Here is a 1,321-nt window from a genome sequence, read left to right on the forward strand (position 1 = left end):
AGGGGATATAAACTCCATGAGCGCTTTTTGTGGTGTTTTTGAGTAAATTTAGAAAGAGGTTGCTACAGATAGATCAACCATGCGTAACATCAGTTGGTTACTCGTATAAAAAGATACCTGGTATTCACAATGGAAAGACTACTCAGTAGCCGGGGGACTAACAGGCGATTCGTTCCGCAACTCTTTGTGCATGATTAAACCGCCCAGGCGACCAACGTTAGCCATTAATCCGGCCGTAATCAGGGCAATGCCGAAAATCAGGATGGGTAGAAAGCGGAACTGTCTGGCCCGCTGCCACACCAGCGATAGCAGCGAAAGGCCACCGGTCAGATACATGCCGATGTTAGCCAGGTCGGCGGCCTGCTCATGCTCATGCAGCAGCGACCGGTTCAGGGCATTGATCGACTTCAAATACTGCTCGGCTTTTTCGCCGGTTTGATTGGTAATGAACGTAGCAATGCTCATGAGCACAAATAGCCCAAAGCCGAGCTGGATGATGGATTCTTTGCGCCGAATCAGGCCGTAACCCAGCACGATAGTAGCAATCAGGCCACCAATAATGGGGAAGTGATTGACCAGCAGGTGCCAGTGTGCTCCATTTAGATTCATAATTTGTCAGTGATTGATAACGTAGTGACTAATTTGTTTTACTGCGAGTGAATGTGAGCGCCACGGGCTGATGCACGAAGGGAACACGCTTCTCAACAAGTAGCGTAGTGATGGCGGGCAGTCTGTTAGCGGGAAGATGATATTATGGGGGATGTGGGCCGTCTTGGGTAGACAGGCGTACGGCAATGATAGTCCCGAATGAACTAAACACGTGGTGGGTTCATCAGGAAGGAAACTACCAGAAAGGAGTAGAAATTAACCCAGGCGAACGATGTCGGAGCGGACGAGGTCCAGTAGTGAACGGGAAAGAAATCGGCCAGCTTAACCGTGCCGGATGTGTAAACAAAAATTGGGTGACTGCTAACGGGCAACTTGTTATGGCTATGTTTCGGATGCTTCTGATGGTCGGAGTTAGCCCCGTAGTGCATATCGAGAAAGGCGACAAACGTCAGATCTACATTGTCTCTCCGATGTGCCTGATAATGCTGCACCAGGTCGCCCAGGTGGACCGACTGGTCAATGCTGAAACCGGGGAGTAATCCTCCAAGCAGTATCCAGCCCGCAAACAAAACAGTAACAAACGGTTTCATAAACTATACAATGTCGATATACTACTACAGGGCTTTTTCATAAAATTTGGAGTAGAGCGATCTTTGTGATTTTTCTCGACCAAGATAAAATCGCATGACGACCGCCCCGCTCCAAAAAACGA

2 protein-coding genes are annotated in these 1,321 nt (G+C 48.8%); both read right to left on the reverse strand.

Annotated elements, in window-relative coordinates; genetic code table 11:
* Window positions 1-138: 138 nt before the first annotated feature.
* Window positions 139-609, reverse strand: a complete 471-nt coding sequence (locus B157_RS0113645; RefSeq protein WP_020603875.1) for a hypothetical protein — start codon at window positions 607-609, stop codon at window positions 139-141.
* Window positions 610-812: 203 nt separating this feature from the next.
* The gene (locus B157_RS0113650; protein WP_020603876.1) at window positions 813-1,199 is read right to left on the reverse strand and encodes a hypothetical protein; all 387 of its coding nucleotides are present in this window, start codon (window positions 1,197-1,199) and stop codon (window positions 813-815) included.
* Between the last annotated feature and the right edge of the window lie 122 nt (window positions 1,200-1,321).

It is taken from the genome of Spirosoma spitsbergense DSM 19989, assembly GCF_000374085.1.
GTDB classification, from domain to species: Bacteria; Bacteroidota; Bacteroidia; order Cytophagales; family Spirosomataceae; genus Spirosoma; species Spirosoma spitsbergense.